This window comes from Noviherbaspirillum saxi, assembly GCF_003591035.1.
Classification (GTDB): Bacteria; Pseudomonadota; Gammaproteobacteria; order Burkholderiales; family Burkholderiaceae_D; genus Noviherbaspirillum; species Noviherbaspirillum saxi.
This window is the reverse complement of sequence record NZ_QYUO01000003.1, coordinates 885,769-910,749: the sequence shown is the minus strand read 5'-3', so window position 1 is coordinate 910,749 and position 24,981 is coordinate 885,769. Positions and strand designations below refer to the sequence as shown.

The 24,981-nt window shown below is 56.2% G+C and carries 19 protein-coding genes; 9 read left to right on the top strand and 10 right to left on the bottom strand.

Annotated features, from left to right (window positions below):
- Positions 1 to 300 precede the first annotated feature (300 nt).
- The gene (locus D3871_RS27285; RefSeq protein WP_119772213.1) at positions 301 to 1,623 is read right to left on the bottom strand and encodes an ABC transporter substrate-binding protein; all 1,323 of its coding nucleotides are present in this window, start codon (positions 1,621 to 1,623) and stop codon (positions 301 to 303) included.
- Between the two features lie 329 nt (positions 1,624 to 1,952).
- Here D3871_RS27285 and eno point away from each other — a divergent pair, with 329 nt between their 5' ends.
- The 5 genes from eno (at position 1,953) to pyk (ending at position 10,197) form a co-directional block, all read left to right on the top strand.
- Positions 1,953 to 3,236 (top strand): phosphopyruvate hydratase, encoded by a 1,284-nt coding sequence (gene eno / locus D3871_RS27280; RefSeq protein ID WP_119772212.1) that lies wholly within the window; start codon positions 1,953 to 1,955, stop codon positions 3,234 to 3,236.
- A 164-nt stretch (positions 3,237 to 3,400) separates the two neighbouring features.
- Positions 3,401 to 4,744: an ABC transporter substrate-binding protein gene (locus D3871_RS27275; RefSeq protein ID WP_119772211.1), complete on the top strand. Its 1,344-nt coding sequence runs from the start codon at positions 3,401 to 3,403 to the stop codon at positions 4,742 to 4,744.
- Between the two features lie 102 nt (positions 4,745 to 4,846).
- Positions 4,847 to 6,631, top strand: coding sequence for an ABC transporter permease (locus tag D3871_RS27270; RefSeq protein WP_119772210.1), 1,785 nt, complete (start codon positions 4,847 to 4,849; stop codon positions 6,629 to 6,631).
- Positions 6,632 to 6,636: 5 nt separating this feature from the next.
- Positions 6,637 to 7,725: an ABC transporter ATP-binding protein gene (locus D3871_RS27265; RefSeq protein ID WP_199724974.1), complete on the top strand. Its 1,089-nt coding sequence runs from the start codon at positions 6,637 to 6,639 to the stop codon at positions 7,723 to 7,725.
- A 930-nt stretch (positions 7,726 to 8,655) separates the two neighbouring features.
- Positions 8,656 to 10,197, top strand: coding sequence for a pyruvate kinase (gene pyk / locus D3871_RS27260; RefSeq protein ID WP_119772208.1), 1,542 nt, complete (start codon positions 8,656 to 8,658; stop codon positions 10,195 to 10,197).
- Between the two features lie 215 nt (positions 10,198 to 10,412).
- On the opposite strand, the gene D3871_RS27255 is transcribed toward pyk, so the two are convergent.
- Positions 10,413 to 11,231: a class I SAM-dependent methyltransferase gene (locus D3871_RS27255; RefSeq protein WP_233575833.1), complete on the bottom strand. Its 819-nt coding sequence runs from the start codon at positions 11,229 to 11,231 to the stop codon at positions 10,413 to 10,415.
- Positions 11,232 to 11,419: 188 nt separating this feature from the next.
- On the opposite strand from D3871_RS27255, the gene D3871_RS27250 reads away from it, so the two are divergent.
- Positions 11,420 to 12,130 carry a winged helix-turn-helix transcriptional regulator gene (locus tag D3871_RS27250; protein WP_119772207.1) on the top strand — a complete coding sequence of 237 codons (711 nt, stop codon included), beginning with the start codon at positions 11,420 to 11,422 and terminating at the stop codon, positions 12,128 to 12,130.
- 66 nt (positions 12,131 to 12,196) lie between these two features.
- On the opposite strand, the gene D3871_RS27245 is transcribed toward D3871_RS27250, so the two are convergent.
- Both D3871_RS27245 and D3871_RS27240 read right to left on the bottom strand, forming a co-directional pair.
- A complete protein-coding gene (locus tag D3871_RS27245) occupies positions 12,197 to 13,063 on the bottom strand; it encodes a fumarylacetoacetate hydrolase family protein (RefSeq protein WP_119772206.1) in 867 nt (288 codons plus the stop codon).
- 22 nt (positions 13,064 to 13,085) lie between these two features.
- Entirely contained in the window at positions 13,086 to 13,829 is a 744-nt protein-coding gene (locus tag D3871_RS27240) for an SDR family oxidoreductase (protein ID WP_119772205.1), read from the bottom strand.
- 88 nt (positions 13,830 to 13,917) lie between these two features.
- Here D3871_RS27240 and D3871_RS27235 point away from each other — a divergent pair, with 88 nt between their 5' ends.
- Both D3871_RS27235 and manD read left to right on the top strand, forming a co-directional pair.
- Positions 13,918 to 15,390 carry a mannitol dehydrogenase family protein gene (locus D3871_RS27235; RefSeq protein ID WP_119772204.1) on the top strand — a complete coding sequence of 491 codons (1,473 nt, stop codon included), beginning with the start codon at positions 13,918 to 13,920 and terminating at the stop codon, positions 15,388 to 15,390.
- A 65-nt stretch (positions 15,391 to 15,455) separates the two neighbouring features.
- A complete protein-coding gene (manD, locus tag D3871_RS27230; RefSeq protein ID WP_119772203.1) occupies positions 15,456 to 16,667 on the top strand; it encodes a D-mannonate dehydratase ManD in 1,212 nt (403 codons plus the stop codon).
- A 97-nt stretch (positions 16,668 to 16,764) separates the two neighbouring features.
- On the opposite strand, the gene D3871_RS27225 is transcribed toward manD, so the two are convergent.
- From D3871_RS27225 to D3871_RS27205, 5 genes are all read right to left on the bottom strand, one after another.
- Positions 16,765 to 18,171 carry a TRAP transporter large permease gene (locus D3871_RS27225; RefSeq protein WP_119772202.1) on the bottom strand — a complete coding sequence of 469 codons (1,407 nt, stop codon included), beginning with the start codon at positions 18,169 to 18,171 and terminating at the stop codon, positions 16,765 to 16,767.
- Between the two features lie 2 nt (positions 18,172 to 18,173).
- Positions 18,174 to 18,752 (bottom strand): TRAP transporter small permease, encoded by a 579-nt coding sequence (locus D3871_RS27220; RefSeq protein WP_119772201.1) that lies wholly within the window; start codon positions 18,750 to 18,752, stop codon positions 18,174 to 18,176.
- A 259-nt stretch (positions 18,753 to 19,011) separates the two neighbouring features.
- The gene (locus D3871_RS27215) at positions 19,012 to 19,980 is read right to left on the bottom strand and encodes a sialic acid TRAP transporter substrate-binding protein SiaP (RefSeq protein WP_119772200.1); all 969 of its coding nucleotides are present in this window, start codon (positions 19,978 to 19,980) and stop codon (positions 19,012 to 19,014) included.
- 112 nt (positions 19,981 to 20,092) lie between these two features.
- On the bottom strand, positions 20,093 to 21,133 hold the full coding sequence (locus D3871_RS27210; RefSeq protein ID WP_233575832.1) for an L-idonate 5-dehydrogenase: 1,041 nt from the start codon (positions 21,131 to 21,133) through the stop codon (positions 20,093 to 20,095).
- A gap of 37 nt (positions 21,134 to 21,170) precedes the next feature.
- Positions 21,171 to 21,869, bottom strand: a complete 699-nt coding sequence (locus tag D3871_RS27205) for a FadR/GntR family transcriptional regulator (protein WP_119772198.1) — start codon at positions 21,867 to 21,869, stop codon at positions 21,171 to 21,173.
- Between the two features lie 207 nt (positions 21,870 to 22,076).
- Between D3871_RS27205 and D3871_RS27200 the strand changes: the two genes are divergently transcribed.
- Positions 22,077 to 23,165, top strand: a complete 1,089-nt coding sequence (locus tag D3871_RS27200) for a malate/lactate/ureidoglycolate dehydrogenase (protein WP_119772197.1) — start codon at positions 22,077 to 22,079, stop codon at positions 23,163 to 23,165.
- 316 nt (positions 23,166 to 23,481) lie between these two features.
- On the opposite strand, the gene D3871_RS27195 is transcribed toward D3871_RS27200, so the two are convergent.
- A complete protein-coding gene (locus D3871_RS27195) occupies positions 23,482 to 24,831 on the bottom strand; it encodes a hypothetical protein (RefSeq protein ID WP_119772196.1) in 1,350 nt (449 codons plus the stop codon).
- Between the last annotated feature and the right edge of the window lie 150 nt (positions 24,832 to 24,981).

Here is a 24,981-nt window from a genome sequence, read left to right as displayed (position 1 = left end):
ATCCTTGTTTCATCGGCTCCGGATTGTGCCGAGCGCTGTTGTCGTCAGTGGATGCCGGTGCTGTTACGGCATATGACCAATGGCTCAATGACAGTTATTGCGGAGCCGGCGCGTGCTGCGGAAAACGCATGTCCCCCATATGAATTTCATGTGTGCTCCTCGAATTTATGATTTGCCGATGTGACTTATAAGGTGACTATAACCATATGAAAAATCATTTCCAATCATAAATTCTGATTAATCCAGAAAAAATCGTGATGGTGCACCGCATCACGACAGAGAGCTTTGCCATTTCACGCATTAACGACTTATGAGTGTCATGGCCTCCATGGTTATATCCATCGCCCGCATATAATTTTTTCTTGCCGCTGCTTGCCATGGGCGGTCGCTTGCCGGCAGCGCCTTCTCGGAGGCGATCTTTCCCTGCTTCGTCGTTTGCTGCCCGGGGCTCGTTGCCGGTTCGCTGATAACCGGCATGTAGGCAATTTGGCGCGCCCGTTTTAAAAGCAAGGAGGCGCGCTCATTGGGCCGCGCGTCGAGCCGTTGTTCGGCTTCGTGAATTATTTTCGTTACTGCTTGCAGTTCAGGCAATAGCGAGGAAATGGTTTGATCGAACAACTCCAATACCAATTCGCGCCGGCCCTCGGCAAGGCTGGCATCGAAGCGCACCTTGACACGTCTTGCCACGCCAAAGATATTGGGATAGAGGCCTGGCACGCTATCGAAAAGATCCCCATAGGGCAGGACAGGGATTCTGGAGATTTTCGGCTCCAGCAACAGTTCCTGGCCTTTTCTGGACAGCGCAAACGCAATAAAGCGTTTACCCGCAGCCGGATTCTTTGCGCCGGCGACCAGGGCGATACTTGCCGGCACGACGGCGGTCTTCGTCGGATAGGCAAAGTCGACTGGATTTCCGCTGAATTTTCCGGACAGTGCAAAAAAATCGATGACCAAACCGACACCAAATTTTCCTTTATTGACGCCATCCGGCACATCGAAAGAACGATCGGTGATGGTTGCGCAGTTGCCCGCGATCTTCAGGAGCTGTGACCATCCGTAATCCCAGCCTTCTCCTTGCAGGATCGTTTCTACGGTAAGGTGGGTTGTGCCGGAGCGCGAAGGCGAACTCATAGCCACATGGCCGAAATATGCCGCCTTGGTTAAATCTTCCCATTCTGCCGGTTTCGGCAAGCCATTCTTTTGCAGATAAGGTTTGTTCCACATGATCCCGTAACCGGATAGCGCCTGGCCATAATACAGTCCGTCCGGATCGTTCATCGGATATTGGCCGATTTTGGGCGGCACGGCGGGGTTTCTGACTTCCGGCGCCTTTTCAAGCAAATGGTCTCGTGCCATCAGCTCGAACACATCCGGCGCGGAGGCCCAGAACACGTCGGGCCGTTGTCCAACCGGTATATTCTTGACAAAGCCCACAGCACTTCCGGTGCTCTTGCCAATGAATTCCACTGTCGTATCCGGATACGCCTCTTCAAACGCTTTCTTATAAACGTCGGTGAGTTCCTTTGGAAACGAGGTAACGATAGAGACGGAGGCACTATGGGCAGCGGTTGCGGCAAACATCATTAACGCACTGATACAGGTACGGACCAGAATTTTTCTCATCTTATTCCCCCTTATGGAATGTCTTGGGCAATATAAGATCCGGTGCTTTTAAATGCCAATCAGAAAACGTGATGAAAAAGGCCGAATAACTTTATGAGGGTGTCCTGATGTGTGCGAAGTGATTAAAAAGCGCATTCATGCAAATAAGGTTTGCAGAATATCAAGCTCTCAGCCATGGATTAGGCCGCACATAAGAAACAATGATGCAGGAGATAACAAATCTCGATTAGATCGATTTATTTCCGGCATTTATAGTGCAGGCGGCTCCGGGTGCCATCGACGACAAGCCCGTCCCGCATTCTCTTTACCTATTTTATGGAGTGACCTGCATGAGTGCCATCGTAGACATCATCGGCCGCGAAGTGATCGATTCGCGCGGCAACCCCACTGTGGAATGCGACGTCTTGCTGGAGTCCGGCGTCATGGGCCGCGCCGCGGTACCGTCGGGCGCTTCCACCGGTTCGCGCGAAGCGATCGAACTGCGCGACGGCGACAAGAGCCGCTATCTGGGCAAGGGCGTGCTCAAGGCCTGCGAGAACATCAATACCGAAATCTCCGAAGCCATCATGGGCCTGGATGCCAATGAGCAGGCCTTCCTCGACCGCACCCTGATCGATCTGGACGGCACTGACAACAAGGCCCGCCTCGGTGCCAACGCCACGCTGGCTGTTTCCATGGCTGTCGCAAAGGCCGCCGCCGAAGAATCCGGCTTGCCGCTGTACCGCTATTTCGGCGGTTCGGCCGCGATGCAAATGCCGGTGCCGATGATGAACGTCATCAATGGCGGCGCCCATGCCGACAACAATCTCGACTTGCAAGAGTTCATGATCATCCCGGTAGGCGCACCGAGCTTCCGCGAAGCGATCCGTTATGGCGCCGAAGTGTTCCACACGCTGAAGAAGATCCTGCACGACAAGAAGCTGACCACGGCCGTCGGTGACGAAGGCGGTTTCGCGCCCTCGGTCGACAACCATGAAGCCGCGATCAAGCTGATTTTGCAAGCCATTGAGCAAGCCGGCTACGAGCCGGGCACGCAAATCGCCCTGGGTCTGGATTGCGCCGCCTCTGAGTTTTACAAGGATGGCAAGTACCAGCTGCATGGCGAAGGGCTGTCGCTGTCGTCGGCCGACTTTACCAACCTCTTGGCGACCTGGTGCGACAAATACCCGATCATTTCGATCGAGGATGGCATGGCGGAAAACGACTGGGAAGGCTGGGCGACCTTGACCAATGCGCTGGGCAAGAAGGTGCAGCTGGTCGGCGACGATTTGTTTGTCACCAATACCAAGATCCTGCGCGAAGGCATCCAAAAGAACATTGCCAATTCCATCCTGATCAAAATCAACCAGATCGGCACCTTGACCGAAACCTTTGCCGCGATCGAGATGGCCAAGCGCGCGGGCTACACCGCAGTGATTTCGCACCGCTCGGGCGAGACCGAGGATGCGACGATTGCCGATATCGCAGTGGGCACCAATGCCTTGCAGATCAAGACGGGTTCGATGTCGCGTTCGGACCGCATGGCCAAGTACAACCAGTTGCTGCGCATCGAAGAAGACCTGGGCAACATCGCGTCATATCCGGGCCGCAGCGCATTCTATAACTTAAGGTAGTAGGAAGGCGTCTTACACGTCTTGTGCCGTGCACCATAAGAGATTTAATTCCCCTGTATCAAAAATTGTGATTGGAGTTTGCTTTTTTAAATCGCTATATTGCAATCAACCGCTTTCAATCAGGTGAAGGCCGTTAAAGAAACCATCAAGATATTGGAGAAGACATGGAATTTACATTCAAACGCGCTTTAATCGTTTCGTTATTGTCCGCAGCCTTTGCCAATGCCAGCGCGGCGCCGATTACCATCATTACCTCCTTCCCGAAAGAGATCACCGACACTTACAAGAAAGCGTTCGAACAAAAGTATCCGGACATTAAAGTCGAGGTCTTGAACAAGAATACGACTGCCTCGCTGGCCTTCATCAAGGAAGCATCGGCTGGGCAGCGCGCCGATATCTTCTGGGCTTCGGCACCGGATGCATTTGAAGTCCTGTCACGTGAAAAGCTGCTGTCCAAGGCAGGGGACATCAAGAATAGCGCCGCACCGGAAAAGATTGGCAATTATCCGATGAACGATCCGGACGGACTGTATTATGGCCAGGCATTGTCGGGATATGGTTTGATGTGGAATACCCGTTACCTGAAGGCGAACAAGTTGCCGGCTCCGGCAGAATGGAGCGATCTGACCAAGGGCATCTACTTCGGTCACGTTGCAGTGAGTGCCCCGTCGCGCTCCGGCACGACACACTTGACCGTCGAAACCATGCTGCAGGGAGAGGGCTGGGACAAGGGATGGATGCAGCTGATCGAAATTGCCGGCAACTGCAAAGCGATTACCGAAAGGTCGTTTGGCGTGCCTGATGGCGTCAACAGCGGACAATTCGGTATCGGCATGGTCATCGACTTTTTCGGTCTGGCCGGTAAATACAGCGGCTTCCCGGTTGAGTTCGCCTATCCAACAGTGACCTCAGTCGTACCTGCCAGCATCGGGTTGATCAACGGTGCGAAAAACCCGACCGATGCAAGCAAGTTCATGGCCTTTTCCCTGTCCAATGAAGGACAGGCATTACTGCTCGACCCGAAGATCTCGCGTATGCCTATCGTCTCTTACGATAAGTTGCAAGGCAAGGTGCCTGCCGGTTATCCCAATATCTTCGACGTTGCAAAGAAATCGAAGGTGCAGTTCAACTCAGATCTTGCACAAGTTCGTTATCACGTAGTGACTTCGATGTTTGACCAGACGATCACTTTCCGTCACAAAGAGTTGCAGGCGACCACCAAGGCAATTCACGAGGCAGAACAGAAACTGGCCGCCAAGCCGAATCCGCAGGCGGCGGAACTGATCAAGCAGGCGCGCGAGTTGGCCTACAGTCCGGTAGTTGACGAAGCCTTGCTCAAGAAGCCGGCATTCCTCGACCTGTTCTCCAAGAGCGTCTCGAAGAAGGGCATGGGCGAATTCGCCGACAAGCAGCTTGCGAACCTCGAAGATCAGTGGAACTCCAAAGCCAAGGCAAATTACGCCAAGGCTCTTGAGCTAGCCCAGCAGGCAAGCGCCGCGATTAAATAAGCAGACGGCGCCAGGAGAAGGAAAGGGCCAACCCCTTTCCTTTAAAAACCGCAATTCTTCATTCAGATATTCTCGCTGTCGCCACGGTGGGAAGGGCTCATCATGAAACTTCGATTACCTTTAGTGCCAACTTTAATAGCGCTCGCCATACTGGCGGCACTGTTCGTGTTCCTGATCCTTCCGGTCGGAACCGTGGTGCTGTCCGCGTTCGGTACGGACGGGCATTTCACACTTCATCACTTCGTGTCGTTCTTTGAACAGTCATTGTTGAGAGAATCGTTTGCAAACAGCGTCATCGTCTCCGTGCTATCGGTGTTTTTCGCGTCGATGATCGCGATACCGCTCGCCTATTTCACGGTGCGCTTTGACTTCCGTGGATCGATATTGATCCAGACGCTTGGCGTATTACCTCTGATTATGCCGCCCTTCGTTGGCGCCGTTGCGCTGCAACTGATTTTTGGCGAGAACGGCAGCATCAACCTGTTGTTGAGCGAATGGTTCGGTTTCAAGATTCCTGTGATGGAAGGGCTGACGGCCGTCGTGTTCGTTGAGAGCATCCATTACTTCCCCTTCGTTTTGATGAACTTGACGGTATCGTTAAGGAATATTGACGGCGCGATGGAAGAAAGCGCGCTCAATCTCGGATCCAGAGGTTTTCGTCTGTTCCGCCGTGTGATATTCCCGCTCGCAATGCCTGGATTCGTCGCTGGTGCGGCCCTGGTGTTCGTCAAGGTATTCGACGACCTTGGTACGCCGCTGGTGCTTGGAACGACCAATATGCTCGCTCCCCAGGCTTACCTGCGTATTACATCGGTCGGCCTTGATGATCCGCTGGGCTATGTCATCTCGTTCATCATGATCGGCTTTTCGATCGGTGCGCTTTGGCTTTCCGCCCTCGTATTGAAAGGCAAGGATTACTCGACCACTCAAAAAGGCGGCAACTCGATCCAGCGACGCAAGCTCACAACGGCACAGGCCTTCGTCGCCTATGGCTGGATCGGCGTCGTTCTGCTCGTGGTCCTGTCGCCGCATATCGGCATCCTGCTTCTGTCGCTTGCCAGCGTCTGGAGCTTCTCCGTGGTGCCTGATGCCTATACCCTGCAGCACTATGCATCCGTAGCGTCCAATGCCGGTGGAATGGTAAGCAACACCCTGCTGTACTGTGGCTTGGCCGCGCTGATCGACGTCGTGCTGGGAACCGCGATCGCCTACCTGATCCTGCGCACCAAGCTGCCTGGCCGCCAATGGCTTGATTACCTGGCCAGTGCCGCAATGGCGATCCCTGGCGTGGTGCTCGCAATTGGCTATCTGCGTCTGTTCAAGGACGTCACGATACCGTTCACCGACACGCTCTTTACACAGACCTGGGTCCTGATCATGATTGCCTACGCGGTTCGCCGGTTGCCATACGCGCTCCGGTCCTGCATGGCAGCGCTGCAACAGGTCAACATCAGTCTGGAAGAGGCCGCGGAAAGCCTGGGTGCCACCAAGGCCAGCGCGATCCGGCGCATTGTCGTGCCGCTGATGGCCGGCGGCATCCTTGCCGGCTTCGTAACCAGCTTCATTACCGCTGCGGTAGAGCTGTCGGCCACCATTCTGCTGACTACTTCGGAGTCGCAAGCGCCGATGAGCTATGGCATCTATCTGTACATGCAAAGTGTCGCCGGCCGCGGACCGGGAGCGGCAATGGGCGTTCTCGCAGTGCTCATCGTTGCGCTGGGTACCTATGCCTCTCATGTCTTCGTCGAAAGGACATCGGCGCTCACCAGATCCAGGCAGGTCGATGAGGACGAACCGCCGGCACAGTTAGAGACAGAAACCAAGAACGTACGTCCGGCAGCGTTTGCCGGTGTAATCGGAACCAACGAAGCAAAGGTGACATCATGAAACAGCTGAAAAAAATTGCCGTCGAATGCAAGAACATCGGACTGTCATACGATGGTGGCAAGACCGAAGTCCTGAAAGACATCACTCTACGCATCGAGCCGGGCGAATTCTTCGCGCTTCTTGGTCCGTCGGGTTCCGGAAAGTCGACATTGCTGCGCCTGATTGCCGGATTCAACCAGCATCAACGCGGGCAATTGCTGGTCGACGGCAAGGACATCACCGGCGTGCCGCCTTACGCACGAAATATCGGCATGGTGTTCCAGAGCTATGCCCTGTGGCCGCACATGACCATCTGGGACAATGTCGCCTTCGGCCTGGTCGAGAGGCGAGTAGACAAGGCAACCGTCAAGCAAAAGGTTGGCGCGGCGCTTGAGCTGGTCGGCCTTGCCCAGTACGCCAATCGACGGCCCAACCAGCTATCCGGTGGCCAGCAACAGCGCGTTGCCTTGGCCCGTACGATTGTCATTGAACCTCAAGTCTTATTGCTGGACGAGCCGCTGTCCAACCTCGACAAGAAGTTGCGTGTACAGATGCGGGAGGAATTGCGTTCGCTGCAACGTACGCTGGGTATCACGACCGTTTTCGTGACACATGATCAGGAAGAGGCCATGACAACGGCTGACCGGATGGCGGTCATGGACAAGGGCATCGTGCAACAGCTCGGCACCCCGGCAGCATTGTTTGACTATCCCGCCAATCCCTTTGTTGCCAATTTTGTAGGAACAACCAATCTGCTGGCCGGTGAAATCGATCAGATTAACGGTGACACGGTCCGCTTCCGGGCACAGGGTATCGGCGACATCACTCTTCCCAAGCATCCGGACGTTCGCGCAGGGAAAATGGCGATCAGCTTCAGACCGCATACGGTCAAGATGCAGGTTGGCGACAGCGTGCGCGATGGTGCTTATCTATGGTTGAACGGCGCGGTCGAGCATACCGAGTTTTTGGGAGAGTTCACACGTTATCGGGTGCGGGTCGGCGATTCGCTTGTTACAGCCGATCAGGCGCATTTTTCTGGAATGACGCCATTCGCGGAATCGGCCGCAGTGCGTCTCGGCGTGGATGCAACCCAGATCCGCTATCTGGCGGTTTAGTCCCGGCATGCGCCGAGGGCGTAAAGAATGATAGACCGCATTCGAACCATCGGCTTCACTCGGCCGGATGGTTCGCAGATCAAAGCGCAGTTTATCAGACTGCATGTTGATGTTGTCCCGGTCGACACAATCATGATCGGGGCTGAAGTGCGTGGCTATCTGCAGCAATAGGTTTGTGCTGCGCTATCGTAAAAAACTCTCGATAGCGCAGCCGGACTGTACCGAAGTTCCATGTACAACAGCGGCCGGTGATAGTCAGCCTGGAATGTTGGATCAACGGCAGGCAATTCCGGGGCGACATAAATCGCCGTCTGCGACACCACCTCCTGTAAACCGAGACGGTCGTCCGCCATGGTGCCATCATCAGTTGCTGACTGAATGCTTGGCTGGGCATTACATAAAGCCACGTTACTAAGGAATGTGTACGGAATAAGTTACCGATTTGGACGCGTCCGACGGGATGCGATGCAAGGGGCCCGCCGAGGGGCGCGAGAAGGAGTCATAGCGAGCTATGGCGACGCCGAGCAACGCTGCAGCGCGCCCGTCAGACGTGAACCAAATCGGGAAATTATTTCGTGCACGTTCCTAAGTAGCACGCCGCTTTACCAGCCTCACATCCATACGAAAACTGTTCAGTCGACGCAACACGGCTTGCGGGCTTTCACTCGCCATGTCGATGAAGAACTTGAACGCTTGCGTTCCGCTTACTTGCGGCTTAAGTGAGCTCGAGTTGCTCTTATTCGCAGGACACGATTGCCTTCATCCGATCAAAAGACATCGTGACAATGCGGGCCATGATCGACGAATAAGAAAGAGTGATGCAAGGAATAAGGAATTACGATTGGCCTGATTGATGTCCAGCATCTATAGTTTTTAAAACGACGGTTGCATACCTGCTTAACCGAATCCAAGTTTAATGGAGGGGCATTAATGAATACCAGAATTGGCGTACGCCGCAAACGTAATACGAAAATCCTGGCGACCCTCGGTCCTGCCAGTTCGACACCGGAAATCATCCGTGAGCTGTATGAAAACGGTGCGGATATTTTCCGGTTGAACTTCAGCCACGGCTCATATGCAGATCATCGCAGCCGATATCAAGCGATCCGCAGTCTCGAGAAAGAGTCCAGCCGCCCTATAGGAATTTTGCTCGACTTGCAGGGCCCTAAGCTTAGGCTTGGCACGTTCGCCGCCGGAAAAGAAACACTCAAAGCAGGTCAATCGTTCCGGCTTGATCTCGATCCGACTCCTGGCAATAAAGATCGTGCACCGCTCTTGCATCCGGAAATTTTCGCTGCGGTTCAGCCGGGACATGAATTGCTTATCGACGATGGCAAAGTAAGGCTGCGTATCGTCTCCTGTGGCTCAAACTATGCTGAAACCGTTGTAGTCAATTCCGGTACGGTCTCTGACCGCAAAGGCGTCAACGTTCCTGGAACGATTTTGCCGTTGTCTGCATTGACGGAAAAGGATAAGGCAGACCTCGAATTCGGCCTCGAACTTGGAGTGGACTGGATCGCACTATCATTTGTACAGTGTCCCGAGGACGTGATTGAATTGAAAACCATCGTTGCCGGACGCGCGGCGGTAATGGCAAAACTAGAAAAACCGTCTGCGATCGATTCCCTCGATGCCATTGTCGAACAGGCGGACGGCGTCATGGTAGCGCGGGGTGACCTGGGGGTCGAGTTGCCGGCGGAGCTGGTACCCGTACTGCAAAAGCGAATTGTTCGCGCATGCCGGGAAGCGGGAAAACCGGTGGTAGTGGCCACTCAAATGCTCGAGTCGATGATTGCCGCGCCTACACCGACACGAGCGGAAGCAAGTGATGTGGCAACAGCGGTGTACGACGGTGCCGATGCGGTAATGCTGTCCGCCGAGTCTGCATCCGGGGCCTATCCGGTGGAAGCAGTCCGGATGATGGACAGGATCATTACATCGATTGAAAGCGACCCGCTGCAACGCACGATGATGAATGCGGTCATCCATCGAAAGAACGAAAGTGCGACCGATGCGATCTGCGCGGCGATTCGCACCGTAGCGGATATTCTTCCGGTAGTCGCTACCGTTACTTATACCTCCTCAGGAGCGACGACATTGCGCGTCGCGCATGAACGCCCGCGAACACCGATCCTGAGCCTGACGCCGAACCTTCATGTTTCGCGGCGCCTTGCCTTGGTATGGGGTGTTCATTCGGTCTGTGCGCCCGATGTGGGCAGTATCGAAGAAATGGTCGATAACGCGGTTCGAGCAGCCGCACAGCATGGCTTTAGCGTACCGATGTTGCCGCTAGTGGTTGTCGCCGGCACGCCGTTTGGCGTACCCGGGTCAACCAATCTGATGCGTATTGTGTGGCCGTCATCGACTGCCGCCAGTATTGCAGGGGTGTCGGCGGAAGAACTTGCCACCACCGAACCAAACTCCGGATATCGCATGCGCGATCCTTATTTTTTGCCGATAGGGTCGGAATAATCCATACATCAGCCTGATCAATTGGGAAGTGAATAAAGCGTTCCGTCATCAAGGCAACGCATAGCGGCGCCAAGCCGATGGCATCAAGCGAACAAAGCCATTCATCGTGCGCTTGATGAGGCGAACGCTCAACAGATTACCTCCGGGAGCTCGTCCCTCCCTTTCGCCCTTCCTTGTGAAGGGCGTTTTTTTTATTGCGATCACAGTCGCCCTTCCTAACCACGGATCGCCATCACTTCAAGATATTCCGAATCAACGGCTGTCGTACCATCGCTCGCATGATTGTTGGCTGTCCACAGACGCACCAGATCTTCGCGCAATGCGGCTTGGCCATCGGTGTCAAGCGCAGCCAGTGCGCGATTTGTCGGCCCGTAATACTTGAAGAAGAATTCCACCACATCGGCCGGCGGAAAAGGATAAACCATCGGATACATGCGCTTGTTGGTATGCACACCGGTGGTGCCCTGCCCCAGGCGCTCTCGAACAGTTGCTTCATCGCCCCATTTCACAGGAGGCGCCATCAAGGCAGGCGGGGGCACATGCTTGCCTATGGTCTTGAACATTTGACCGACGTGGCCTTCCGGCGTCCAGTTGGCCATGACGATGCGGCCGCCCGGACGGCAAACACGGATGAGTTCGGCCGCAACATGTTCAGGACGCGGTGCGAACATGGCGCCGATCAAGCTGACCACCACGTCGAAGCTCGCATCCGGATACGCCAGCATTTCGGCATCGCCTTCGTCGAACTGCGCGTCGACGCCTTCCTCCTTGGCGCGCGTCCTCGCTTGCTCGATCAGATTGGATGCAATATCGACGCCCGTTACCTCGACGCCGGCACGCGCCGCCGGAATGGCGATCTGTCCTGCACCGCAAGCGACGTCGAGCATGCGCGTACCCGGCGTCAGTTCCAGACGTTTCAGGAAGTCCAGCGCGCCGGGCTCCAGGTATTTGGCAAAATGGCCATAGTCACCTGACATCCATGTTGCTTTGAGGCGTGTTTTCAACGCTTCCATCTCGGGGGTCATCGCAGTCATGTTCATTACTCCTTGAATTGAAAAGTTGGGCATTGCGATCAGGCAGTGCGTAATAACTACCAACATTACTTTCAACTAATGCACTTGTTCCATCGCTTCCTGTCTCCGGTCAGGATTTGCTTAGACTGCGCTTGACCCGCAAGTACGTCCAGTCCAGAATCTGAAGCGTTTAGTCTGCGGAGGCTTTCATGGATGAAAGCTATGGTCAGTTCTGTACGGTGGCGCGCGGCGCCGAAGCATTGTGCGAACGCTGGACGCCACTCGTCGTGCGCGAATTGCTGCTGGGAAGCAGGCGCTTCAATGACTTGCATCGGGGCGTGCCGCGCATGTCCACCAGTTTGCTGTCGCAGCGCTTGCGCCATCTGGAAGAAATCGGGGTAATACGCCGCACGGCTGTCGGCAAGGTCTGGGAATACAGCCTGACCGAAGCCGGCGATGAGTTAAGGCCCATCATCATGGCCCTCGGGACTTGGGGCGCACGCTGGATGGGCAGCCGCCTGCGCGACAATGAACTGGATGCCTCTTTACTGATGTGGGATATACGGCGTTCGGTACGTATTGCGGAATTCCCGCCACGCCCGGTTGTCATCCAGTTCCTGTTCCATGATGCACGCACCGGCGAGAAAATGTGGTGGCTGATTGTCGACAACGGCACCGCCGACTTGTGTCGCGACGACCCTGGGCGCGATCCGATCCTGATCGTGCGATCGAGCGTACGCGCACTGACCGAAGTATGGATGGGCGACCGAACGCCGAAGGAAGTGTTGCAGGCCAGGGAGTTGCGCGTGGAAGGTCCATCGCACGATGCCGAAGATCTCTGGCGCTGGCTGGGAACGGGGACGTTCGCCGCAATCCGCGCCACGGCCACTGCAAACAGGGCGCCTTACGATACGGCGTGAAGATATCGGCGACGTGGCAACCACTGCCGGATCGTCCCCACGCCTCGCTGCAGAGAGGTATGCCTGTCAGTCGTCGATCAGCGACGGATTCCATTCATGCACTGTCTGCCGCTGTTCGCCCAGACCCGCTATTCCCAGTCGCATGACATCACCGGCCTTGAGATAAATCGGTAACGGCTTTTGTCCCATGCCGACGCCCGGCGGCGTTCCGGTGCTGATGATATCTCCTGGATAGAGTGTCATGAAGCGGCTGATGTAGCTGACCAGGTGGGCAACCTTGTAGACCATGGTGCGGGTGCTGCCGTTCTGAAAGCGCTTGCCGTTTACTTCCAGCCACATGTCCAGGTTTTGCGGATCGGGTACTTCGTCGCGCGTGACCAGCCAGGGGCCGACCGGTCCGAAGGTATCGCAGCCCTTGCCCTTGTCCCACTGGCCTGCGCGTTCGATCTGATATTCGCGCTCGGAGATGTCGTTCACCACGCAGTATCCGGCAACATGATCCAGCGCAGTATCTTCGCTTACGTAGCGCGCCTTGGTGCCGATCACGACACCCAGTTCGACTTCCCAGTCGGTCTTCACCGAGCCCTGCGGCAGTACAACCGGATCGTTACAGCCGATCAATGCGCTGGCCGCTTTCATGAACAGCACCGGTTCCGGCGGTACAGGCAGATTCGATTCCGCGGCATGGTCGGCATAGTTCAAACCAACGCAAATGAACTTGCCCATCCCCGCATAGGGCGGCGCGATGCGGCCCACGTCGGTGACGATCGGCAGGCGATTCAGATCGACCTCAGCCAGCTTGGCCAAGCCAGTTGGCGAGAGACTGCTTGCGTCGATATCCGAAATGACCGACGACAGGTCGCACACCTGTCCGTTCGCATCCAGTGCTGCCGGTTTCTCGTTGCCTTTTTTCCCGTATCGCATCAACTTCATATCTGTTCCTTCGTCAAAAATCTTAATTGGACCAACCGCCGTCAATCACCTGGGTCGTACCCGTCGTGAATGCGGATTCGTCGGAGGCGAGATAAACGGCCAGTGCCGCGATCTCGCTTGCCTTGCCTACCCGTCCCAGCGGCTGCCGTGCAACGAATGCCGCTTCAACCGCTTCCAGACTCTGTCCGCTATTGCGCGCCTGAGTTTCTATCCGTTGGCGCAGTGATGGCGACTCGATCGTACCGGGGCAGATTGCATTGCAGCGTATGCCTTTGGTGACAAAATCGGCGGCGACCGATTTCGTCATTCCGATGATAGCCGCTTTGCTCGCACCATACACGAAGCGGTTTGGCACACCCTTGATGCTGGATGCGGCCGACGAGATATTGATGATGGATCCTCCGCCGCCTTCTATCATGGCCGGCAGAAACGTGCGCATCATGCGGTACATGCTGCGCACATTCAGGTCGAACGAAAAGTCCCAGGCTTCTTCATTGCATTCCAGAATATTGCCGTGATCGACATATCCCGCGCAATTGAACAGCACATCCACGCGCCCGAACTCCCTGCCCAGTGCAGCGATGGCGTCGGCGTTAGTGACATCCAGACGTCGGGTAGTGCATCCCGTGAGCGTCGATAACAAGTCCTCGTTGATGTCGGTGGCGATCACCTGTGCGCCTTCGCGCACAAAGGCCTCAACAGTGGCGCGGCCGATACCCTGACCGGCTGCGGTGACGAGGGCAATCTTGTTTGACAGACGAGGCATGTGTCTTCTCCATTCTTTAAAGTTGAAGGCCAGTGTTCGATATGATAAATTGGTAAGGCCACTTTATCAATTTATTTATGAGGCAACCATGCCGGAACTGCTCTCGCTTCGCACCTTGCCCAAGCTTGCCCCCGCAATCCGCCCCGGCTACGATCCTGCGGCCTTGAGATCGGGCATCGTCCATCTCGGTTCCGGCGCATTTCATCGGGCACATCAGGCGCTGTACACCGAAATCGCGCTCGCCTCGGGTTCGCGCGACTGGGGCATCATCGGCGCGAGCTTGCGGCAAGCCAGCGCCGGCACGCTTTTGCGCGCGCAGGACGGTCTCTATTCCGTATTGACGAAAGGCGAATCCGACACCAGCATCAGAGTGATCGGTTGCGTGCGGGAGGTGATTTACACACCCGATGATCCGCGACGCCTGCCCGCGCTGATCGGCTCGGCAGAGACACGTATCGTGTCGCTCACCGTCACCGAAAAAGGCTATACCCTGGAGCCGGCTACCCGCGCACTGGATTTCTCACATCCAGATATCGCACACGATTTGCGCGCGCCGGAAGCACCGACAAGCGCGGTCGGAACGCTGTTCGCCGGTCTGCATGCGCGACGGCTCGCGCATGGACAGCCGCTCACCGTGATGAGCTGCGACAACCTGCAACACAATGGAAAAGTGTTGCGGCGACTCGTCCTTGCGTTCGCGGAAGCGGTGGACAAAGTAACGGCGCAATGGATTGTCGCCAACGTCTGTTTCCCCGACACCATGGTAGACCGCATCGTGCCTGCGACGACAACGTCCACGCTCCAGGAAGTCCGCGAGCTGCTCGGCGTCGAAGACAGAGCGGCAGTATGGGGTGAGCCGTTCCGGCAGTGGGTTATCCAGGACAACTTCGGCGCGGGTCGTCCGATGTGGGAAGCAGGCGGAGCACAAATCGTCGCGGACGTGCAACCCTTCGAGGAAATGAAGCTGCGCCTGCTCAACAGCAGCAATTCCATGCTTGCCTATCTGGGCTATCTGGGCGGTGATGAATACATATACCAGGCAATGCGCGCGCCCTCCTACGCGACACTGGTGCGGCGCTTCATGAAAGAGGAAGCGGCGCCGACCCTTTCCCCCGTACCGGGGCAGGATCTTGATACTTACCAGGCGCAGTTGCTTGAACGTTTCGCAAACTCTTCGCTGCCGCATCGCTGTTATCAGATCGCGATGGACGGCTCGCAAAAGCTTCCGCAGCGCCTGCTGTCCATTTTGCGCGACAACCTTGCTGCAGGGCGTCCAATCCGGCTGGGCGCGCTGGGATTGGCGGCATGGATGCGCTATGTCAGCGGCATAGATGAGCAGGGAAAACCGATCCTGGTGCAAGACCCTATCGCGGGGCAACTGGAAAAGATGGCGCGCAGCGATCCATCCGACATCGTCGACCGGGTCCTGTCGATCCGGTCGATGTTCGGCGACAATCTGCCGCAAAGCCAGCGACTCAGGAATGAATTGATTGCCGCGCTCGATCATTTGCAACGCTACGGCAGCCGTACGACCGTCGCCGCTTATGCGGAGCGGCGCTGACCCAAGTCGCACTGTTTCATATATCCGCCCTACCCATCCACTGCACATCCATTTTGGAACAAGCAATGAAGATCATCGATGCCAAAGTCATAGTCTGCTGTCCCGGTCGCAATTTCGTTACCCTGAAAATCGTTACCGATGATGGCCTGACCGGCATCGGCGACGCCACCCTGAACGGACGCGAACTGTCTGTTGCATCCTATCTCGCTGATCATGTAATCCCTTGCCTGATTAGGCGTGATGCGCACCAGATAGAAGATATCTGGCAATACCTGTACCGCGGTGCGTACTGGCGACGCGGGCCGGTCACCATGTCGGCGATCGCAGCAGTCGACACGGCGCTATGGGATATCAAGGCAAAGGCGGCCGGCATGCCCCTGTATCAGCTGCTTGGCGGGAGAAGCCGTTCCGGCGTCATGGTGTACGGGCATGCGAATGGCGCCGATATCGATGAAACCGTGAAGCAAGTCCTGCATTACAAGGAACTGGGTTACAAGGCGATCCGCGCGCAATCCGGTGTACCCGGACTCAACAAGGTCTATGGCGTGGGACGCGGCTCCATGTTTTATGAACCGGCGGACAGTTCGCTGCCCTCCGAACACGACTGGAGTACCGAACGCTATCTGCTGCATGCACCAAAACTGTTTGCTGCGGTACGCGAAGCGGTGGGGCCCGACATCCATCTGCTGCATGACGTGCATCACCGCCTGGCCCCGATCGAAGCGGCGCGACTTGGCAAATCGCTTGAGCCTTACCATCTGTTCTGGATGGAGGACGCGACGCCGGCGGAAAACCAGGAAAGCTTTCGCCTGATCCGGCAGCACACCACGACGCCATTGGCAGTTGGCGAGATCTTCAATTCGATCTGGGATTGCAAGGACCTGATCCAACAGCAGCTGATCGACTACATCCGAACGACGGTCGTGCATGCGGGCGGCATTACCCAGATGCGGCGCATCGCCGATTTTGCCAGCCTGTATCAGGTACGCACCGGATCGCATGGCGCGACCGACCTGTCGCCGGTATGCATGGGCGCCGCGCTTCACTTCGATTTATGGGTGCCCAACTTCGGCATACAGGAGTACATGCGTCACACCAATGAAACCGATGCCGTCTTCCCGCATGCATACACCTTTGAAGACGGTTTCCTGCATCCGGGCGAAGCGCCGGGACATGGCGTGGAAATCGATGAAGAGCTTGCGGCAAGATATCCGTACAAGCCCGCTTCGCTGCCGGTCAACCGTCTGGCGCATGACGGCACCTTGTGGCACTGGTAGCGGTATCGCTCGGGGCTTGCCGCTGCAGGTCCTGAGCTAAAAGAAAAAACAGCAGGAATTCCTGCCGTTTTTTATCAGTTACCCGTATGCCTGCAGTCTACCGCCCTATGCCAACCAAGTTAGGCAGCCATAGGGTGATTTGCGGAACATACGTGATTGCAATCAGCGCCAGGAACAGCGGCACCAGCCATGGCAGGATCGCCACCGTGGTTCTTTCGACCGACAATTTCGCCACGCGCGCAAGGACGAACAAGACCATTCCCAGCGGAGGATGCAGCAGACCTATCATCAGATTCAGCGTCATGATCAAGCCGAAGTGGATCGGGTCGATCCCGAGCTTCAGCACGATCGGCAACAGGATAGGCACCAGAATCGTGATTGCCGCAATGGTATCGATGAAGCAGCCTACAATCAGGATGAGCAGATTTGCCAGCAACAGGAATACCCATTTGTTCTGGGTAAAGCCGAGTATGGCATCCGCCAGCATCTGCGCCGCCTGGCTGGTGGTCAGCAGCCACGCGAAGATCGATGCCGCCGTCACGATGAACAGCACGCTGGCTGTGGTTTCAATCGTATCGAAAGTTGCCTTTGTCAGAGCCCGGAGAGTCATCGAGCGGTAGCGCACGAGACCCAGGAACAGTGCCCATGCCACTGCGGCCATTGCCGCTTCGGTCGGCGTGAACCATCCCATGGTCATCCCGCCGATCAAGATGACAGGCGCCATCAAGGCCATGACCGCCGAAAAATCGAAGTACCAGTCAAGCAGAAGCAGGATAATGAGCGCCCCGCCAACAGCGATATTGACCGAGATGCCGGCGCGCGTCAGCAACCATACTGCGAGTGGGAATGCCAGCACGACAAGGATTTCAATGCCGGCCGCACCGAGCTGCATCCATGAGAACGCCGAATCGCCGCCCCAGTTGTTTTTCCTGGCAATATAGGCAACCGTCGCCATCATCATCAGCGTCATGACGATACCGGGGATCAGGCCCGCGAGAAACAGCGAGCCGATGGAAACGTTGGCCATCATCCCGTAAATGACGAAAGGCAGCGAAGGCGGAATGATCGGACCCAAGGTCGCAGACGCCGCGGTCACGCCGACCGAGAATTCCGACGAATATCCATGATCTTTCATTGCCTTGATCTCGATCGTCCCCAGTCCTGCCGCGTCTGCAATCGCAGTGCCCGACATACCGGAAAAAATCACCGAGCCGATGATGTTGACCTGCCCGAGGCCGCCCCGCATCCAGCCCACCAGCGCCACAGCAAAGTTGTAGATGCGGCCGGTAATGCCCGCGATATTCATCAGATTTCCCGCCAGGATGAAGAACGGCACCGCAAGCAAGGGAAAACTTTCAACGCCTGCAATCATGCGTTGAGCGACGACAACGTCCGGTACGGAACCGCTCACGATAATGTAGAGCAGCGAAGCGACGACCATTGCCAGCGCCACCGGAAGGCCGATCAGCATCAGGCCGAGAAAAGAACCAATCAGTACCCACATGCTTAAGCCTCCGTGCCGTCGTATGCTTCCGGCCGTTCGAGAATCGAGTAGCCCTGGCGCCAGTTCTTCCAGGTGATCTGGGCGGCGCGTATGGTCATCATCGCGAATCCGGCCAGTGCGACCCAGTAAATAATGTTCTTCGGCCAGTTCAGCGTCGTCATCGGTTCATCCCCGACGATCTCGGTATATTTCCATACCAGCAGCGTCACGTAGCCGATAAAGCCGACCCGAATCAGGTCTACAATCGTTGCCAGCACACGACTGGCTGCGGCTGGTAAATAGCGGTACAGGATATCGACCTGTATGTGGCGGTCCCGTCGGATACACATCGATGCGCCAATAAAGACAATGCCAATCAGGCAGTAGGTGGCCAGTTCCTCGGTCCACGCATACGAGTCGTTCAATGCATAGCGCGAAAAGAATTGCAGAAATACCAGCAGAATCATGACCCAGAACATGCCGAGAGTGATCCAGTCTTCGGACGACACATCGGATAGATCGGCCTCGATGTGATCGGCTTCGTCAAAACTCCGGGCAAGTTCCTCCGCGCTGACGGCAGGATGCTTAACAGCTTGTTCCATGGGACCTCTGATTTGAGAGGAGAAATGCGCTGCGGATATGCGCATGAACGCATACCACAGCGGTCTTGACGAACCTAGAGCAGATTGCGTATCGGTGTGAGGGTAGCGAAGCGGTCTGCCGCGTTTCCTGGAGGCGAGTGCAAGGCGCCAAGCACAGGCAGGGCTGTTCCCTGTCGAGCATTGGCAACGCCGCAATCGTCCCAGGCAACGCGGGAGAACCCATACACTGATACGCAATCTGCTCTAGAAAGATTTTCCCTTACTTGACAGCCTGAATGCGTTCCCAGTCAGACTTGCGGTAGCCGAAGTCTTCGAATTTCACGTTCTTGAGCACCGTATCCCTGAATTCATCGCGGTTGACTTCGGTGACGCTCAAGCCTTTTTGCTTGAATACATCGACGAGTTCCTTCTCACGCGTCACCACATCGGTACTCGCGCGCTGCGCCGCTTCACGCGTCACGTCGGAGAACACTTTCTTCTCGTCTTCGGAAAGCTGCTTCCAGAGTTTTCCTGCGATCACCGTGTTCAAATGATCGACGATGTGCGCGGTCAACACGATGTTCTTCTGCACTTCATAGAATTTCTTGGCTTCGATCGTGGTCAGGGGATTCTCCTGTGCCTCGACCGTGCCGTTCTGGAGTGCCAGGTATACTTCGGCAAACGCGATCGGAGACGTGTTTGCGCCGCATGCACGCGGCATTGCCAAATATGCCGGCACATCGGGAACACGGATCTTCAGACCCTTCATATCCGCGCATTTTGCGATTGGACGGTTGGACGTGGTCTGGCGCGCGCCGTAATAAGTGGTCGCGATGATCTTGTTGCCGGTCTTGTCTTCGTAGCCTTTCGTCAGATCGCGATAGACATCGCTTAGCGTGTACTTGATCAGATGATCCGCGTCGCGGAACACATACGGATAATAAGTCACGCCGATAGGTGGATAGGACTTACTGGCAAAGCTTGAGCCTGAAATGATGATGTCCACGGTCCCCAGCGCCAGGCCCTGGTTGATATCGTTCTCCTTGCCGAGCTGCGATGCAGGAAAGACATCGACCTTGTATTTTCCGTTGGTGCGTTTGCCGATTTCGTCGGCGGCCCATACCGACCATTTGTGAAACGGTTCCGATGTTTCATATACGTGCGCCCATTTGAGTTTGGTCTGCGCATGTACGCTGAAAGCGAGTGTGGAAGCGATCACTGCAAATAAGGTTTTTTTGAGCATTGTCATTGTTGTCTCCTGCGTTGGACCATGAATTGGTGGTGCCTGGCTACATTGCAGACAATCGCGATAACGATGGCTGCGCTGTGCTCGGCTTATGCCTGTCGGAAGTGAGGATGCTTCACATGATGGCCGCCTCCCCGGTCAATTGGACCTTGGTGCTTCGGCTCTTGTCGGCGGCGAGCGTGAATGCGGCCACCGCGTCGCGCAAGGGCAACTGTGCGGTAAGCAAAGGTTTCACATCTATTCGTTTCGACACCAGATAGTTGACGGCCCAGTCGAACTCCACACCGAAGCGGAACGCGCCGACATAATCCAGTTCGCGCGCCATCACACTGTTTGCCGGAAACTGCAGACCCTCGGCGGACAGCGTACCGACTTGCACGATGCGCCCGCCGCGTCTGGCCGCCTGCAGGCAGGTCGCCAACGCCTCTTTGCTGCCGGCGGCTTCGATGCATATGTCGGCGATATCCGATAGCTCCTTTCCCGTCAGACGGTCGCTGCGCAGCGTTTGCGTGGCGCCGGCCTGGCGCGCAACCTGCAGAGGATGATCCGCAATGTCGCAGGAAATGATTTCCTTTGCGCCAGCCAGGCGCGCCGCCATCACGATCAGGCAACCTATCGTGCCGGCGCCAGTCACCAGCACGGACTTGCCCAGCAACGGGCCGCTGCGGTTGACCGCATGCAGCGCCACCGCGAGAGGTTCGGCGAAGGCGAGTTCACCGAATGAAATATCCGCATTCACCGGGGTCAGCTGGCTCTCGGCGACAACGAAGGATTCCCTGAACATGCCTTGCACATGCGGATAAATGCTGGCGCTGCCGAGAAAGCGCATGCTGCTGCAAAGATTTTCCCGCCCCTCGCGGCAGTACCGGCAGACATGACAAGCATGTGAAGGATTGACCGCCACCTTCTGTCCTGGCGCAACGCCTTTGACCGCGCTTCCGGTACGGCGGACGACACCGGCGGCTTCATGGCCGGGAGTCAGCGGTTCGCGAATTTCGAACGCGCCGGCCCTGCCATGAAAATAGTAATGCAGATCCGAGCCGCAGATGCCGGCAGCCCCTAATGCAACTTCCACCTCATGCGGAGCAAGCCCTGCTTCGCCTTCGCTTTCAAGGCGCAGGTCCTTTGCGGCATGTATCTTGCAAGACAATGTCACAGTCATCTCCCTGGTAATGGTCGCGCGGGACGCGCCCTCAATCGATGCGCATCGTGAAACGCCGATGTGCGCGAATCATGTGCTTTTGCATGGCGGCCCGCGCCTTGGCGGGATCGTGCGATGCGACTGCATCCACTATCTGCCGATGTTCGCGGATCGCCGCATTCCAGCCGCTTTCATTTTCCAGATGCTCCCCGAGCCTGGCCGAGATCGGACTGTCCCGTTCATCGAACAGCAAAGCGACGACGCTGGTGAGCGCGCTATTGCCTGCAATCGATGCCAGACGCAAATGGAACATCCGATCCGCACCAACTGGTGTGCTGCCCGCATCTGCTTCGGACTGCATCAAATCAATCGCCTCTTCCAATCGCTCGACCTGCGGTTTGCGAATGAGGCGTGCGGCCAATGCCGCAATCTCGCCTTCGACCACCATACGGGCGCGGATCAGTTCCAGCGGCCCATGCATTTCAGTAAACAGCTCAGGCTGGATTGCCCGCTCGACCTGGCGATCGCAGACATAGACACCTGATCCCTTTCTTACTTCGATCCAGCCTTCGACTTCCAGCGCAATCAGTGCTTCCCTGACAGGCGGCCTCGATACGCCGAGCTGATGCGCGAGGTCGCGCTCGGTCGGCAGCTTGCTTCCCGGCTTGAACTCGTTGTCGCGGATCAGCATGCGCAGCTGATCGGCGATCTGACGGTACAAGCGCGGCGCCTCGACAATCTGTATCGGCATAGGACCTTCCGGCTGCGCACAGCCTGTACAGGTCGCCGTGCCTCGTGGTAAATTGGTCATACCAGTAGACCGAATAATTTCACTTTCGATTGCGGTTGTCAAGGATATAAAACCATCCATCGATGTGTTACGGTCTGATTCGGCGTCGGCGCACCCAAGGCTTGTTCGACGTGCGATAGCAAACCTGAACCCGTAAGGAGAAGACTGATGGACTCGGCTGAACACTTGCCGGAAGTGCGTATTTTTTCGGATGCCCTGCACCGTTTCGTTCAAGCAATCTGGCAGGCGGCCGGCAGCGAAAAAACGGAAGCTACACAGGTGGCCGACCATCTTGTCATGGCGAATCTGTCAGGCCACGATTCGCATGGGGTAGGCATGATTCCGCGCTATCTGCGTTCACTGTGCGAAGGCGAGTTGCGCCTGAACCGGCATGTGGAGATCGCACGGGACGCCGGCGCGGTGCTCACGCTGGAAGGCGGACTGGGCTTCGGACAGGTCGTTGCAAGAGAAGCGATGGCCCTTGGCATCGAGCGTGCAAAGCGCCTGGGCATTTGTGCGGTAGGCCTGCGCAACGCGCATCACATCGGGCGTATCGGCCACTGGGCCGAGCAATGTGCGGCCGAGGGACTGGTGTCCGTCCATTTCGTCAATGTGGCGGGTGATCCTCTGGTGGCGCCTTATGGCGGCATCGATGCGCGCATTGGCACCAATCCTTTTTGCGCGGCATTTCCGCGTCGCGGGAAAGATCCGATCGTGCTCGACTTTGCGACCAGCCGTATTGCCTATGGAAAAACGCGCGTCGCCTATAACCGGCAGCAGCCGGTACCGGCGGGGTGCGTGATCGATCACAGCGGCTCGGCGACGACCGATCCGGGGGTCATGCATGAATCGCCGCGCGGTTCGCTACTCCCTTTCGGCGAGTACAAGGGCTATGGTCTGGCCGCGATGTGTGAAATTTTTGCCGGCGCCTTGTCCGGCGGCTTTACGACGCATGCCGATACGCGGGTACAGAGCAGCGCAATCATTAATTGCATGCTTTCCATCATCGTGTCGCCGGCGGCGTTCGATGCCGCAACCGCGGAAGCGGAGGCCGATGCGTTTGTCGCCTGGGTCAAGGAATCGCCGCGTCAGGCGGGCACCGATGAGATCTATGTGCCGGGCGAGCCAGAAGCCGCGCGGCGGCGCGAGCGAAGCGCCAATGGCATTCCGGTCGACGTCACGACCTGGGCTCAGTTGTGCGAAGCGGCACGCGGGCTGGGTGTTGCAGTGCCGGCCGTGAAGGAAGGCGCGGCATAAGCGTTTTAGATTAAGAATCGTTTTTTCTGAGAGAAACAATCAGAGCCAGGTCGAGAAAAAACAAAGCGATGGTGAAAGACTATGTCTCAAGCAAAGAAGACAAACTGACGCAGCATTATTTGCTTCGCTATGCACGGACTTGAGTTCGGACGAACTGGTGCTGAGCCATGCCAAAAGCACGGTCAATGCGCACTGGCCGCTGCAAGCCGGCAAGAAACTGGAAAAACGCGGACTGTGCAGTTTGCCGAAACTGAGCAGAAGCCAGCCTTGGTCCACGTGTTATTCAATCATCCAAGTGTCGTCACGATTCCCAAAGTCACCAACCAGTTGACCCGGGCAGATCGAGATTGTTTCGTATCAACCGTCTGAAATCATTGGTTATGCGGCTTATCGTCCATGCTCTTTGATGCATTGCTATGCCGGCTATTTCGGTCGCAGATCCATATCCTGCAAATGCGGATGCTTCCTCAATATCCAGATCACAAAGGAAATTTACCGCCTCTGCGGACGACGCATGATTAATAGCTACCCTGTTCACGCCATTTTGGGCAACGGCCAGCGTGCGCAACGCCGTGTGCATTTTAGACATGGGTTGTTCCAATTCCGTGCACTTGGAAGCTTTCGCAAAAAAATAAGGCGATGTTAACTTCCCTTTTTCAGTCGAAAAGGGATCCGCCCCAAGACCCAACATAACGGCAAGCCGCTCCTCTACACCCACCCACTCAGGGCCAGCCAATTCGTGGGCAATGGGAGCGATGCTTGTTCGACCGGTCGTGGCATTCTGATGAAGAGCTAGTTGGTGCAAAGGCGTGTGGCCATCATCGTTTCGAGCATTGATATCACCAATACCAGCGGCGTATACCTCGTACGCGGCAATAAACTCTGCTCGATGTCCACCCGCCAGACTGACGGGGAGCGCATCGATGACGTCATGGCGGGATGCGCTTGTTTTCTTGGCGACATTCATGTAGTGAGTCAGTGCCGCCAATTGTCTGTCGTCGAGTGGTTCGCCCCAATTCTGCTCTATTTCTAACTTCAAGGTCTCGGATTCCTGCGCGGACAAGGAAGACTGTCCTTTTGCAAGGAATTGCTGAGGCCGTAAATTACCGCAGAATTTGTGTGCCACGATTTTGCGTATCTCAGCCATTGCATCATATTCATAGCGCGCTGCCACGGACAGGATGTTCTGGCCTTGGTCATTCGTCCATTCAAGCATACGATCAATATTGATCGCAGACGTCATCTCGCCCATGGCATGAACAAACTTCGCCAGACTCCCGTGTTGCGCCGCGACGTCAATCGGGGTTTGCCCATTTTTTGCAACCACAAGCGGATCCGCGCCAAGCGTGAACGCACGTTCGAAGCGCTCTTTCAACGACACCGGCGGCAGTATCGCACCAGTAGACGAATCCGTTTCTGGCCATTGACTTATTTCGGGCATGTTTTGCGCCATCTCATGCAGGCAAGTCCTACCTTCTGAATGCGGTTCATTAATCGGTTCATTGATATTGCCGATATCGCTCTGGTAAACGGCGCAGGCAGCCTCAAAAGCCCGGCGCCGACCGCCGAACATGGCAATCGGGAGTGCTTCGCCAAACTCGTCCATTTTTTTTACAATAGCGATGTTCATGAAATCGACAAGAACGTTTACCTGCTCCTCGCTCATCCCACTGCACCAATCCTGGCCGACTGTGGCGGCGTGAAATTTTTCGGTATCCCATTTCGGTTCAGTGTTTCGTGATGCTCTGGACGCTTGCGAAGAGGGCCTGGTCTTGAACATGATCTTAGGACTTTGTCCAACCAAGCTTGACGATGA